Origin of the sequence: Asticcacaulis solisilvae (assembly GCF_017875235.1) — a bacterium.
GTDB lineage: Bacteria > Pseudomonadota > Alphaproteobacteria > Caulobacterales > Caulobacteraceae > Asticcacaulis > Asticcacaulis solisilvae_A.
Genome location: NZ_JAGGMI010000015.1, coordinates 62,992 through 76,214, shown reverse-complemented (window position 1 = coordinate 76,214; position 13,223 = coordinate 62,992). Strand labels below are relative to the sequence as shown.

15 protein-coding genes are annotated in these 13,223 nt (G+C 63.1%); 6 read left to right on the top strand and 9 right to left on the bottom strand.

Translation table 11 applies throughout. The features are described 5' to 3' along the window. Positions 1–2: 2 nt before the first annotated feature. Entirely contained in the window at positions 3–1,718 is a 1,716-nt protein-coding gene (locus tag J2X24_RS19405; protein ID WP_245344967.1) for a GMC oxidoreductase, read from the bottom strand. A gap of 13 nt (positions 1,719–1,731) precedes the next feature. Then, entirely contained in the window at positions 1,732–2,304 is a 573-nt protein-coding gene (locus tag J2X24_RS19400; protein ID WP_209725174.1) for a gluconate 2-dehydrogenase subunit 3 family protein, read from the bottom strand. Positions 2,305–2,468: 164 nt separating this feature from the next. On the opposite strand from J2X24_RS19400, the gene J2X24_RS19395 reads away from it, so the two are divergent. The 3 genes from J2X24_RS19395 (at position 2,469) to J2X24_RS19385 (ending at position 4,838) form a co-directional block, all read left to right on the top strand. Further along, positions 2,469–3,173 (top strand): hypothetical protein, encoded by a 705-nt coding sequence (locus J2X24_RS19395; protein WP_209725172.1) that lies wholly within the window; start codon positions 2,469–2,471, stop codon positions 3,171–3,173. Between the two features lie 85 nt (positions 3,174–3,258). Continuing rightward, on the top strand, positions 3,259–3,984 hold the full coding sequence (locus tag J2X24_RS19390; RefSeq protein WP_209725170.1) for a tetratricopeptide repeat protein: 726 nt from the start codon (positions 3,259–3,261) through the stop codon (positions 3,982–3,984). Next, on the top strand, positions 3,981–4,838 hold the full coding sequence (locus tag J2X24_RS19385) for a hypothetical protein (RefSeq protein ID WP_209725169.1): 858 nt from the start codon (positions 3,981–3,983) through the stop codon (positions 4,836–4,838). Before J2X24_RS19390 ends, J2X24_RS19385 begins: the two co-directional genes overlap by 4 nt. Positions 4,839–5,051: 213 nt before the next feature. Here J2X24_RS19385 and J2X24_RS19380 read toward each other — a convergent pair whose 3' ends face one another. Further along, positions 5,052–5,588, bottom strand: coding sequence for a DUF488 domain-containing protein (locus J2X24_RS19380; RefSeq protein WP_245344966.1), 537 nt, complete (start codon positions 5,586–5,588; stop codon positions 5,052–5,054). Positions 5,589–5,722: 134 nt separating this feature from the next. Here J2X24_RS19380 and J2X24_RS19375 point away from each other — a divergent pair, with 134 nt between their 5' ends. After that, positions 5,723–7,279 (top strand): FAD-dependent oxidoreductase, encoded by a 1,557-nt coding sequence (locus J2X24_RS19375; RefSeq protein WP_209725167.1) that lies wholly within the window; start codon positions 5,723–5,725, stop codon positions 7,277–7,279. 187 nt (positions 7,280–7,466) lie between these two features. On the opposite strand, the gene J2X24_RS19370 is transcribed toward J2X24_RS19375, so the two are convergent. From J2X24_RS19370 to J2X24_RS19355, 4 genes are all read right to left on the bottom strand, one after another. Continuing rightward, a complete protein-coding gene (locus J2X24_RS19370) occupies positions 7,467–8,015 on the bottom strand; it encodes a hypothetical protein (RefSeq protein WP_209725165.1) in 549 nt (182 codons plus the stop codon). Continuing rightward, positions 8,012–8,338 carry a PadR family transcriptional regulator gene (locus J2X24_RS19365; RefSeq protein ID WP_209725163.1) on the bottom strand — a complete coding sequence of 109 codons (327 nt, stop codon included), beginning with the start codon at positions 8,336–8,338 and terminating at the stop codon, positions 8,012–8,014. The genes J2X24_RS19370 and J2X24_RS19365 overlap by 4 nt, the downstream gene beginning before the upstream one ends. A 370-nt stretch (positions 8,339–8,708) precedes the next feature. Further along, a complete protein-coding gene (gene map / locus J2X24_RS19360) occupies positions 8,709–9,488 on the bottom strand; it encodes a type I methionyl aminopeptidase (protein WP_209725161.1) in 780 nt (259 codons plus the stop codon). Next, positions 9,485–9,697: a ParD-like family protein gene (locus J2X24_RS19355; protein ID WP_209725159.1), complete on the bottom strand. Its 213-nt coding sequence runs from the start codon at positions 9,695–9,697 to the stop codon at positions 9,485–9,487. Before J2X24_RS19355 ends, map begins: the two co-directional genes overlap by 4 nt. A 99-nt stretch (positions 9,698–9,796) precedes the next feature. Here J2X24_RS19355 and J2X24_RS19350 point away from each other — a divergent pair, with 99 nt between their 5' ends. Continuing rightward, positions 9,797–10,489: a YdeI/OmpD-associated family protein gene (locus J2X24_RS19350; protein WP_310004834.1), complete on the top strand. Its 693-nt coding sequence runs from the start codon at positions 9,797–9,799 to the stop codon at positions 10,487–10,489. A gap of 4 nt (positions 10,490–10,493) precedes the next feature. Here the strand turns inward: J2X24_RS19350 and J2X24_RS19345 are convergent, their stop codons facing one another. Further along, positions 10,494–11,219, bottom strand: a complete 726-nt coding sequence (locus tag J2X24_RS19345; protein WP_209725157.1) for a hypothetical protein — start codon at positions 11,217–11,219, stop codon at positions 10,494–10,496. 249 nt (positions 11,220–11,468) lie between these two features. Between J2X24_RS19345 and J2X24_RS19340 the strand changes: the two genes are divergently transcribed. Then, positions 11,469–12,545, top strand: coding sequence for a serine hydrolase domain-containing protein (locus tag J2X24_RS19340; protein ID WP_310004898.1), 1,077 nt, complete (start codon positions 11,469–11,471; stop codon positions 12,543–12,545). 304 nt (positions 12,546–12,849) lie between these two features. Here the strand turns inward: J2X24_RS19340 and J2X24_RS19335 are convergent, their stop codons facing one another. Next, positions 12,850–13,161 carry a hypothetical protein gene (locus J2X24_RS19335; RefSeq protein WP_209725153.1) on the bottom strand — a complete coding sequence of 104 codons (312 nt, stop codon included), beginning with the start codon at positions 13,159–13,161 and terminating at the stop codon, positions 12,850–12,852. Between the last annotated feature and the right edge of the window lie 62 nt (positions 13,162–13,223).

Below are 13,223 nucleotides of genomic sequence, written 5' to 3'. Positions count from 1 at the left end.
CTCTACAAAACCCCGGTCTTCACCAGTTCCGCCGCGTGGTTGGCCGCCCGCGCCGACAGCGCCATGTAGGTGAGGGACGGGTTCTGCACCGCCGAGGACGGCATGCACGCGCCGTCGCTGATGAACAGGTTCGGCACGTCGTGCGACTGGCACCAGCCGTTGAGCAGCGAGGTGCGGGGATCACGACCCATGCGCGCCGTGCCCATCTCGTGGATCTTGTTGCCCGGAGACGTCAGCGACGCGAATGTCACGCCGTCGCCGTCCTCGGTCGAGCGGATATTGACCGCTCCCGCCGCCTGGAGCATCGCCAGGGCGTCCTTTGACGCCGCCTGCATCAGCTTCAGTTCGTTCTCGCGCAGACGGCAGTCGATCACCGCAACCGGCAGGCCCCACTTGTCGACCTTGGTCGGATGCAGGCTTATGGTGTTGCGCGGGTCCGGCAGCATGTCGCCGAACGCCGAAATGCCGATATTCCACGTCCCCGGCGTGCGGTTGGCCTCCTTGAAGGCCTGGCCCAGGCCCGGCCGGTTGCCCGTCCAGCCGCCGCGCCGCGACCCGCCCTGGAAGCCATAGCCGCGCAGGTAGGGCTTATCGTGTTCGGTAATATTGGCGTAGTTGGCGACATAGATGCCGCCCGGACGGCGGCCGGCGTGGTAATAGCCGTCGAATTCCGGCATGTCGCCGGACGCGCCGGCACCACCGAAATGGTCCATCAGGTTCTTGCCCAGCACACCCGAGCTGTCGCCGATCCCGGTCGGGAAGCTGGCCGACTTCGAATTCAGCATGATCATCGTCGAAGCGACCGTGCCGGCGTTCAGGAAGATGATCTTCGCCGTATAGGTCTTCGCTTCGCGCGTATTGGCGTCGATGACGCGCACGCCGGAGGCACGCTTGGTCTTGGGGTCATAGTCGATCGAATGGACGATGGCGTGGCTGATCAGCGTCATGTTGCCGGTATTGCGCGCCGCCGGCAACGTCGCCGACATCGACGAGAAATAGGCGCCGAAGGAGCAGCCCCGGTGGCAGTGATTGCGCACCTGGCACGGGCCGCGTCCCAGGTCCATCTGTTCCTGGGTCGGCTGGGTCAGGTGGGCGACGCGGGCGGCGATGACCCGGCGCGTCGGAAAGGCCTTGGCGACGCGCTCGGCGAACGCCTTCTCCGGCAGGGTGAGTTCAAACGCCGGCTGGAAGACGCCGTCGGGGAGGGACGGTATGCCGTCGGCATTGCCCGAAATGCCGGCGAAGCGTTCAACGTGGTCGTACCACGGCGCCAGGTCGTCATAGCGGATCGGCCAGTCGACGCCGTGGCCGTCCTTCTTGTTCGACTCGAAATCCTGCGGCCCGAAGCGGTAGGACTGGCGCGACCAGAGGAGCGACTTGCCGCCCGAATGATAGCCGCGCACCCATTCGAACGGCGCGTCGGCGGGGGTCTCATAGGGCTGCTCGTCCTCCTTGACCCAGAAATGCTTGGTGGTTTCGTGCAGCGCGTAGCCGACCGACCGCGACTGCATGGGGTAGGACTTCTTCAGCTCGTCCTCGTTGATGCGGTCGAGATTGGGCAGTTCCCACGGCTGGAGCATGTCGGTATAGTCCTTCTCCACGCTCAGTTCGCGGCCGCGTTCCAGCACCAGGACCTTCAGGCCTTTTTCGCTGAGCTCCTTGGCGACCCAGCCGCCGCTCATGCCCGAGCCTATGACAATGGCATCGAATTGGTTCATCGTCATAACTCCTTTACAGCGCCCAGGTGCGGCCGATTTCGGCGATCGGGGCGGAAGCAATCCAGTGTCCCGGCACGGGTTCGTACTGCAGCTCCTGAGTGGCGCCGGGCTCGGACAGGTAATAGACCGTGGCGATCAGCGACTTGACGCTGCGGTAGGGCCAGTGCGCCGAAGCTTCGGCGCCGAAAGCGGCGGCGTCCAGCGCCTCCAGCGCTTTGACCCGCTGCTTGGCGCGATTGCCGGCTTCGATCGACTGGACGTCGGTCAGCCGGTCGAGGTGGCCGGCGATGGCCGCCAGGTGGGCGCGGTGGTCGGCCTTGGTCTTTTCCGATGCCCAGGTGGCGTAGAGGTGGTCCATATAGGCGGGCACGCCGGCATCCAAGGCGCCCGGCGTGTCGGTGCGCGGAATGATGCCGTCGGCAAGGAAGGTGACCGTCGCCAGTTCGCCTTTGGTGTAGAAGCCGGGCTTTGCGGCGCTTGTTGTCTTGGCCTCCGGGGCGGCGGCTTTGGCCGCGAAGGCGGTAAGGGCGGCGGCCCCGCCCAGGCTGAAGATCAGCCCCTGCAGGATCTGGCGGCGCGTTTCCATTATATCACTCCCGCGGGTTCGGGTACCCGCTTACTTTGAAATTGTCATACATACTGACACGGTTCGGCGTAAGCGCAAGAGGGGGCAAGAAGGCCGGTGACAGTTACGACGGCGATGACTATAGCTGAGGCGGATCAGGCTGTGGCGGGGGGAGCTCATACATCATGTTGGACATCGGGTACCGCGACTTCCGGTTCACATATAAGCCGCATGTGGTTGTCGTCGTCGCGGTCGCATTGATAGCCAATGGGATCATAGCGTTGTCCGGGCCATGGTGGGCGGCGATCGTCGAGGCGCTGTTGGGCGTGGCGGGGCTGACGGATGTTGCGGTCAGGCCGTGGCAAACCCTTGTCGGAGTTATGTCGCTGCTGCTGGGGGTAGCGCTGGCTAGCTACAAATTTTTTGTCCTGGACCTTTCCGACCGCCAGCGCGCCCATGACCGTCAGTTATTTGACGACAAGGGCGTGTCGCTGCCGGAGCTGGACAGCTATTTTCGCAATCTGGTCGATGATCATTCCTATCGGAGCAGCCTCGACACCGTGTTCCGCAAATCCTATGACACCTTCGCCGCGACCGGTTCGACCTTCCAGCACCCGGCCGTCAAGGCAAAGTACGACGCCTATCGCACGGCCGCCATCGACCTGCACGCCTTTGCCATAGATCATTTTTCCATATTTCCGGAAACTCAGCCCATACGTGCCGACTACCGCTATTGCCTTGCGCCGGAATATAATTTCGACAGGGCCATGGTTGACTGGGACGCGTCCAAGGCCGGGGAATACGACGGCCTCAAAAAGCTTTTGCACGACAAGGTCGATGTGGCGCAACGCGCGTTCGGCGCTCATGTCAATGAAATCCAAAAGGTCTAAAAGAAGCGGCGTGCTTCCTCCGTCCACCATTTGACGCCGTGGCCTCTGCACGCTAGCCTGCGTAACGGGGACAAGAGGGGGTATCATGCGCAATCGGTTTATCGTGGCTTCGGTCGTCGTCGCCTGCCTGTTCGCGCCGCTGACGGCACGGGCTGAAATCGACGCGGAAACGCGCGCCGCCGCCGAAAAGGGCGATGCCGAAAGTCAGTTCCGGCTGGGCGTTGCGCTCTACTACGCTGACGGCGCCGAACAGGACGCGAAGGCTGGCCTTGTCTGGTTAAGGAAAGCTGCGGCGCAGGGCCACGGCGATGCCCAGTTCACGCTTGGGCAAAACGCCCCGTCGCAAAGCGCCGAGGCCATGCACTGGTACGACCTGTCGGCCAGGAGCGGCAGTTCACTGGGGCAGTTCGCCCTGGCCGAACAGATGATCGGCTTTACCGCGGCCATGACGCGTTATTATCCCGACGCTGTCGAAATCCTTGATCTGCTGGAAAAATCGGCCGCCCAGGGCAACCCGCAGGCGATGAACCAACTCGGCGATCTGTATGTGCAGTCCCTGCCGTCTCCCGCCCTGCAACTGGTCAAGCTGGATGTCGCCAAGGCGCGCGAATGGTACGCCAGGGCCGCCGAAGGCGGCTGGCCGGAGGCCGATGCCGCGCGCGACGCCCTCAACGGCAAGACCAACGGCGACTTCGAGCCAAAGTACGATATCGAGACCTTCTGGAACGAAAACCCGGCGCTCCAGCCGTTCTGCCGTCAGCGGGCGCAGATTGTCCGGGACTTGCGCGATGGCAAGGAAACGGTGCGATGATGGCAACGCCTATGCAGCCCACGCTCGCCGTGATCGCCGCGCTGCTCCTGGCCGCCTGCACGCCCGCACCAGGCGGCGAGGGGGATGCGTCTCCCGAAGCCGCCGTGGAGGCTTCGGCGTCGATGATTGGCGGCACGGCGGAGTGGGACAATGGCGACAGCGTCAGTTTTGACGCCGACACCACGCCTGCGCCCAAGGCCGCCAAATTCGCCAAAGATGCTACCGTCTGGCACCGCAAGTCGGACTATTACGAAGCGACGCTGAAATACGAAGGCGATTTCCGCAAAATCCCCGAGGTCTTTGCCGCCGACTTCGCCAAACGGCGCGCCCTGATGGACGAAAGCTTCGTCACCTATGGCGGCCGGAAGGGCCAGACTGACAATTGGCAAGTGACGGTCACGCTGGATAGCTTGACGCCCAGGCTGGTGGCCTTGGTTGTCTCGGACTGGGGCTTTGTCAGTGGCGCCGCCCACGGCAGCGGCAGTCTGAACGTCGGACTGTGGGACCGCGCAACGCTTACGCAGGTGGAGCCGGATAGTCTGTTCATCGCCGACGTTGCCGTGCCCGAAGCCGAGATGTTTGCCTGCGACCGCTTCCTGGCTGTGCTGAGCGATGTGAAGCGCGAGGCGCTCTGCGCCGGCGGCTATTTTGGTAAGGCGCCATCTCTCGCCGGATTCGTGACCAAAGGCGGCAAGTTCACGGGCGTGGTCGTCCAGACGACCTATTCCTATGCCAGCGGCCGTCAATGCGTGTCGGTGCCTTACCGGCTGTTCAAGGCCAAGGTGGCGGAAGGCTGGCGCGACCAGTTCGCCGACGATCCGGCGTTTGTGGCCAAGGCAGAGGAGACGTGCTGATCCGTGTCCACCCGCCGCTGACCGTCGCGGCGAGCAGAAGAAGGCCCCGCCCACCGCCTTCGGCGGTCCCCCCTCCCCATAAATGGGGAGGGCGAGATGCAGCCATTTCTCCTTCACGACAATGCTTGTTGAAAGGCCCCGAACATCGCGGCCTTCTTCTGCATCGCGCCCAACTGCGGGTCCCAGTCAAAGCGTCTATGCAGCATCATCAGCTCACCCTGGATAGTGCAAACCATCGCTGCACGGGACCGCCGCTTCGGTGCGTTTTGCCGGTGCGACTGTATCCGCGTTCATCAGGTGGAAGACCTCGCGCCCGGCGGTGATCAGATAGTCCGCCACAATCCGCCGGTGACACCGCCACCATACGGCTTCGGCGCACATGATGGCCGTACACTGCCGCGTCGACAGGTCGAGCAGTTGCCGCAGCCCGGCGCGGAACGGCTCGGAGAGGGCGTAGTCGGCGTAGTTGTGGAAGCTCTTGTTGGTCCAGAAGCCGTTGACCGTCTCCGTCACATCGGACTTTTTGCGCAGGCCGCCCAGTTCGGCGATGCGGGTATGGCCGATCTGATAGGGCGTCAGGGCGTCGGGCAGGCTGTCGGCATTGTACTGCGGGTTGGTGCGCGATCGCGGCACCGTGCGGATATCGACCACCATCGTCACGCCGCCCGCGCGCAGCAGTTCGACAAACTCGGAGATGGTTCGCGTCGAATGACCGATCGTAAAGACCGGCAGGTGTCCGGTTTGCATCATGGCGCAACGCCATAGCATTTCCGCGCCCGCCTGCCATTTACCGGCAAACTATCCATGCGCGGGTGCTCTTTATATCGAACTTATCGCTGCCTCATTACTTTGCGCCGGCCGCCACGGTGATGAGGACTGTTCAGATGAATGTAGACGTTGAAGCCAGCTGGTCGCTGTGGATGGATGTCCCGGCGCCTTTTTGTGAGCGCATGCCTAATGACGTCGCCGCCGACGTTCTGGTGATCGGAGCCGGGATCGCCGGCTTGTCCTCCGCCTATGAGCTGATGAAGCAGGGGCGCGACGTCGTTGTCGTCGATCGCGGCAAGTTTGGCCGTGGCCAGACCGCCCGCACCAGCGCCCACTTGGCCTTCGCGTGCGACGACTATTACGACGAACTGATCAGGATGCTGGGGCAGGACGCGGCGCGGCAGTATTACCAGAGCCAGTCGGCCGCCGTCGACCGCATCGAGGCCATAGCCGCCGCCGAGGGCATTGCCTGCGACTTCGCGCGTGTCGATGGCTATTTCGTGCCGGCCAAGATCGAAGACGTCAAATATCTGAAGGACGAACTCGATGCCGTCCACCGGATCGGCTACACCGACGTCACCTGGGTTGAGTCCGGCGGCGTTCCGGGCCATCCGACCCTGCCGGCCTTACGCTTTCCACGCCAGGCGCGCTTTCACCCGCTGAAATACCTGAACGGCCTGGTCGATGCGCTGAAGGCCGGAGGCGCGCACCTCTACGAAGATATCGCGGTGGAAAACCTCAAGGAGAAGGACGGCAAGGTGACCGCCAACCTGGAGGACGGCCGCCATATCGTGGCGCGCCAGGTCGTCGTCGCCACCAATACGCCGTTCCACCTGACGATCCCGATGCATACCAAACAGGCGCCGTACCGCTCTTACGTCGTCGCGCTGTCGGTCGAGAAGGGCGCGGTGCCGGACATCCTGTTGTGGGACACGCTCGAGCCCGGCTATCACTATGTCCGCATCCAGCCGGGGGCCGACCACGACATCCTGATCGTCGGCGGCGAGGACCATAAATCAGGCGAGGCCGATGACGGCGAAGCGCGGCTCGATGCGCTGGAGGCCTGGGCGCGCGAACGCTATCCGGGTATTCGGGCGCGGCTGGTCGGCTGGTCGGGCCAGGTCTATGAGCCCGCCGACTTCGCGCCCTATATCGGCAAGTCGCCGGAATACGACAACGTCTACCTGGTGACCGGCGATTCCGGCGAAGGCCTGACGACCGGGGCGGCGGCCGGATTGATCCTGCGCGACCTGCTGGAAGGCCGTGAAAACCCCTGGGCAGACCTCTATGAACCCAGGCGCAAGCCGGCGCGGCCGACGACGGTCGGCGACTACATCATGGAAAACCTGACGGTCGCCACGTCGGTCGCCGAACACATCCTGCCCGCCGGCAATCATGAACACGACGGCGAGGTCGAGGTTGGATCGTTCGACGATATAAAACCGGAGCAGGGGGCGCTCTGCCGCCACGGCCTGGGCAAGGTGGCGGCCTATCGCGACGCGGGCGGGCGGCTGCATGTATGCAGCGCGACGTGCACCCACGCCGGCTGCGTCGTCCACTGGAACAGCTTCGAGAGGTGCTGGGACTGCCCGTGTCATGGCTCGCAGTTCGACATCAACGGCCAGGTTCTGCAAGGACCGGCCGTGAAACCTCTGGGCAAGGTGGAGGTTTAGGGGGCGCGATCTGATCCGTTCTGGCCTGGACGATCTGGCTTCAGCGGCTCAACCGTCTCCCTCCTCCATAGCGCGAAGCGGTGGGAGGTGGCATTTGCGATAGCAAATGACGGAGGGTATTCTCCGTCAGTTGCCCGCCTCCGTCATCCCGCCACTGCGTAGGGAGGAGGGCGTGTGCGGACCCGTCTCAGGACGCGAACATTTTCAGAATCATGCCCCAGACGCCGAGCCGCTTGATCGCTGGCCAGAGCTGGTCGCGGATGGTGGCGCAGGCACGCGTCGAATAACGCCGCCGGGCGCGCTGAGCCGACATACCGGCCTTGAGGTCGGCGTTGAAGTCCTCGGTCAGGTCGCCGAGGACGTCTTCACGCTGGGCTTTCGAGACGATAAAGCCGACCAGCCATTCCAATTGAGCAGGAGGTTCGGGAAGGGGGGAGGGGGCAGCAATGAATTCGATAACATGTTTGTCTGACTGCATTATATTTGAATATGAAGCTGAGGTCTCACCCAAAATTGCAGCGCCGCGTTTTGGGTAATCGTCCCACATGAAAGCCGAATAGTTGTAAGATTGAATAGCATTTACGTGAGGAAAGTATTTGCGTATAACGTCCTCAAAATCTTCACGACTACATTCTTCCGGTGAAAGTTTGATGTGAATATACTTATGGCTAATGCAAATTTGGAGAAGATTTTCTGGGAGGAATTGGAAAGAGAATTCCTTATCAACATTAGTCATGTCAGCACTCCGTCCGGAAACGCGCCGCCCCTCAGGGCGTCGATCTGCGCCAGGGCGCGGGTGAGGGCGGCCTGGCCCTGGGCGGTCGGTTCGTAATAGGTCTTCCTGCGCCCGCCGCGTTCAGCTGTTGCCTCGCCTTCGCGGGTGCGCAGGTACCCGTCCTTTTCCAGCTTTTCGAGGATGGCGTAGATCGAGCCTGTTGAATAGTCGATCCCGGCCAGTTCCCGGATCTTGTCCCGAATCGAAATGCCATAGGCATCCCGGCCCAGCCAGCGCATGGCCAGCATGGCGTGCTGCTGGGACGCGGTAAGGTCACCTGTCATGGGTGCGGTCTCCGTGCGATATCTTCGTTTATCATGAAGATATCCTCGGTACCGATCAAGTCATATCTTCGCATTTCACGAAAATATGAGGCGGCTTAGTTCAGTTTGCAGCCGAAGCCGATCCGCACCAGCTTTCCGGCATGGGGCTTGAGCCGGTTCAGGCGAGGCCGTGGCCATCAATACCGGCAAAAGCGTGTGGCGTTCCGCACGCCCATATTATCGTCCTGACAGAGCTAACCCTATAACCTTATTCCGTTTTTACGAAGGGTCCGCCACAATAAGCTGTGCCTGTTCTTCGGGCATAAGGCGTTGGCCGGTCAGGTCGCTCCCTCGCTTCCTCAAAGGCTCAGGGGGCTCCCCTGGCCGGCCTTCATCTTTTTTCCTCAGGCCTAAGCGTCAGGACTGCCGCACCGGACCTTGTCACCGCCACGGTGTGTTCCCACTGCGCCGACAGCTTGCCGTCCTCCGTCACCACCGTCCATGCGTCGTCCAGCGTCCTTACCTGCCGGCTACCCTGGTTCAGCATCGGCTCGATGGTGAAAGTCATGCCCTCGCGCAAAACGAGGCCGGTGCCCGGCTTGCCGAAATGCAGGATGTCGGGGCCTTCGTGCATTTCGCGTCCGATGCCGTGGCCGCAGTAGTCACGCACGATGCTGAAGCCGTGGCGCTTGGCGTGACGTTCAATGGCCGCGCCGATATCGCCCAGGCGGGCGCCCGGCCGCACCGCGCGAATGCCCTGCCACATAGCCTCATAGGTGACGCGCATCAGCTTTTTCGCCGCTGCGGGAACCGCGCCAATGGCGTACATCTTCGAGGAATCGGCGATGAAGCCATTCTTTTCCAGCGTAATATCGAAATTGACGATGTCGCCGTCGCCCAGCACGTCCGAGGCCGACGGCACGCCATGGCAGACCACGGTGTTGGGCGAGGTGTTCATCGCAAAGGCGAAACCGTACTGGCCCTTGCTGGCCGGGCGCGCCTTCAGCGCATCGACGATGTAGCGCTCGACCGCGTCGTTGATCTCAAGCGTCGATTTACCTTTGAGCGAGAGGCCATCGAGCATCTCGAACACCGAGGCCAGCAGCCGTCCGGACTCGGCCATCAGTGCGATCTCTTCCGGCGTCTTTATGACAGGGGGCTTGCCGCTCATGTCCGGCTTAAGGCCGGCGAGGGCAGGTCGACCCCGGCGGCGCGCATTTCGCGCTCGATGATCTCGGTGAAGGTCAGGGTCGGGTGGGTTTCGCACAGCCGGCCGATCTTGATCCAGTATTCGGCCTGGGCGTTGATCGAGCGGCACGACACCTTGCTGGCGCGCCGCAGCTGGTCGTGGACTTCGTCATCGATGTTCACAATGCCCATGGTCGGCTCCTATATGGAATGTATATGTTTCATATATGCCATATGCGAAGAGATAACAAGGGAGAGTCCACGGATTACACAGATGCACGGATAATCTGTGTGCATCTGTGTAATCTGTGGACCGTCCTTACCGGCTGTGCCGCCCTGTTGCTGACGGAATCGGGACAAGCTCCATCGGACAATGAGTATCATTGCCATCTCGAAAAGGTCCCCGCCATGGAAGTCGATCCCGCCCGTGTCCGCGCCTTTGCCACGCCTGCCGGCTTTTCGGCCTGGCTCTCGGACAATCACGCGTCGCAAACCGAGCTGTGGCTTCAGCTCTACAAGAAGGCGTCGGGCGTGCCGTCGCTGACCTGGGCCGAAGCGGTGGTTGAAGCGCTCGCCTGGGGCTGGATTGACGGCATCAAGAAATCCAATGACGACGCCTCTTGGTACCAGCGCTTCACCCCGCGCAAGGGCAAATCCATCTGGTCGAAGATCAACTGTGACCATGTCGACCGGCTGATCAGGGAGGGCCGCATGCAGCCCTCGGGTTTGGTTCACGTCGAAGCGGCCAAGGCTGACGGGCGCTGGGACGCCGCCTATCAGGCCAGCTCCGCCATGGAATTCCCCGCAGCCTTTCTCGACCGCATCAAGGCCGACGCGACCACCCAGGCGACCTTCGACGGCCTCAAGAAGGCGCAGCGCTATTCCATGTACCACCGCCTGACGACAGCGAAGCGCGAGGCGACGCGGGAGGCCCTGATGACGAAGATGCTTGAAGCCCTGTCGCGTGGCGAGGCATGGCAGTAAGCGCCTATTCCCTGAAGCCGTTGAAACCTTGGGGCCGCGTGTCCTTCGACGACCACGCCCAGCACGCCTTGACCATCGCGCCGTCCTTTTCCGGGACCAGCGCCGTTTCGAACGTTTCAGGCGCCGCGTCGCCGGCCGTGACCTCGACCGCCTTTTCGTACATCCCCGAGATGTCCTTCTGCACCTGCGCCAGTTCGGCGGCGTCGCCCGCCGGGACAAAGCCGTCCAGCCGCCCGGTCATCAGCGTGTTCCGGTTCGGGTAGGCGAGCAGGAGGCCGCTCTGGACGGCGCCGTTGATCCGCCGCTGGGCGGGACGCGGATCGAGGCGGCCGAGATAGGTATAGCGGTCCTCGGGCACGCTGAAGGCGTAGCTTCCGCCGTCGAGGCACATCTTCCACTGCACCATGGCTTCGAACTGGGTGAAGACCGATCGTCCGGCATTGGCGCGGGCGACCATGTAATACCTGCCCGATGGCGCCGCGTAGACGCCGAAGCCGGTGTCGCTGCGGGTGGGCGCGTTTTCGACATAGGGTTTGCCGGCCGCCGCGTCGAACCACGCGGCGCGCAGGTTCCACATCATGTCGAGGCTGGGGGCGTCGGACTTGCGCTCGAGCTGGATGATGACGATGCCCTTGCCCTTGCCGGGCGTGAGCGAAGGCGGCGTGGCCCAGGCGGTGGTGGCCCATACGGTCCCGGCAACCGCTAACAGGCTGATAATGATGCGCTTCATGTGTTTCCCCCCAAGGCCCCATTGGTGCCTGAAGGCGGGCGTGGCGTCAACTCATCTGGGCATCTGAGGCGTATAGCAGGCCTGCATCGATATTCAGAACCACCGCGCGTCTTGCCAACGCTTTTCGTTTGAAGGCTCCAAGTATTCCTGATATCGATATCAGGATGCGCGCCTTTACAGGGGAGCGTTGATGATTGGCTTTGGCCTCCCGTTCCAGGCCAGGCCCAGGAGACCGCTCGTTTGACACCTGTGACTCGCCGCATCGTCCTGGCCGCCACAATGGCCGCCGGGCTTTCGTCAAAGAGTGCCGTGGCCATGGGCAAGCCCGATTTTCAGTATCTGGACGCGCACCTTCGCACGCTCGTCTCCGCCGGATACTTCCCGGGGATGAGCCTAAGGGTCGGTCGCGGCGACCGGCTTCTGCATGAGGCCCACTTCGGCGATGGAGCGCCGGACCGGGTGCTGCATGTCGCGTCGGCGGGCAAGTGGGTCGCGGCCGCGACGATAGCCGCCCTGGTCGACGAAGGCCGGCTGAAGTGGGAAGACCGGGCGCGAGACCTTCTCCCTGAGCTGATCGACATCAAGGGCGATGCGCGGCTGAGCGCGCTCCTGTCTCACACCGCCGGTTATCCGGACTATCAGCCTCCGGAGGCGAGACGCGACGACTATCAGACGCTTGAGGAGGCGGTGCGCCATATCGTGCCCTTGCCGGCGGTCGCGGCGCCGGGGCAGGTTTTTCAATATGGCGGCCTGGCCATGCAGGTCGCCGGCCGGATGGCGGAACTGGCGGCCCGTCAGCCCTTCAACGAGATTTTTCTCACCCGGGTCGCGCGGCCTCTGGGGATGACGCGTTCGGGCTTTTCCCCCGTATCCGCCGAACCCGGTTTCAGTCCCATGCTGGGAGGGGCATTTTTCACGACCGTGGACGACTATGGACGCTTCCTGGCGATGCTCAGCCAGGACGGCATGTTCTTGGGGACGCGGGTGCTCGGTGGCGGTTCCGTCCGCGTCATGCACGACGATCATGTCGGGAAGGCGAGGGTGCTCAAGGATGATTTCGTCGCGCCGGCGCGCGCGGTTCGAAGAGCGGACATCTATGGCCTGGGGGTGTGGCGCGAGGAGGTCGACGATCGCGGGCAGGCGACGCTCCTGTCGTCTCCCGGGTGGGCCGGCGCCTATGGCTGGCTCGACAAACGGATGGACGTGTGGGGCGTGGTGCTGGCGAAGGCGGACGTCCCGGTTGCCGTGGCAAGCGGCTACAGCACGTTTCTCGGGTCGAGCCTCTATGCGCCCATGGTGCGGACCGCGATCCGCGAAAGTGCCTAGAGCGATATGGCGAAAAGTGCCAAGATGCGTTTTTTGGGGTTTTCGCCTTAAATATCGCGACAAAACAAAAACTTAGATCGGTATGATGTTTCCACTAAAAATCATTCCGATCTAACGCGGCGCGGCCCCGACGGGCCCTGGACGGAGGACGAGATCGCGGTACGACTGCGGGCACTGTCGAACATGGACCAGCCGGACGCATTCAATGCGGCTGTCGCGCGGTTTCCGGGGGCGTAACCGCTGACGGCGTTCCGCCAGGCTGATTTCGTCGAGCGCCGCGCGCTGACAAACCTTGAAGATCCCCTTAACCGCATCCCCGGGCGCTGCGCGGCCAAGGGGCGTGGAAGCTGCCCGCGATCTTGCGGCCATCTAACTTGCGGTCCTTTGGCGCCGCCAGATCGTAGCGGCCGGACAGGTGATCACCAGGTACGACTTCGCTGAGGGTCAAGGTGCCGGACAAGGCCGTGCGCCCGCCATCGCCGACCCACGCCGCGCGCGCCAGATGGCGCGCCCCGGGTGTCCTCCGCCCCGTCGTCATCCGCAATACCGGCGGCACCTGTCCGCTGCCCAGCCCGCTGACTTCGATCTCGACCTGCGGTTCGCCACCCTTGGACAAGGTGATGATGGTGGCTGGCAGGTCTTCCTGGGAACAGCCGGCCTCCGCGCGGGCCTGGAGAC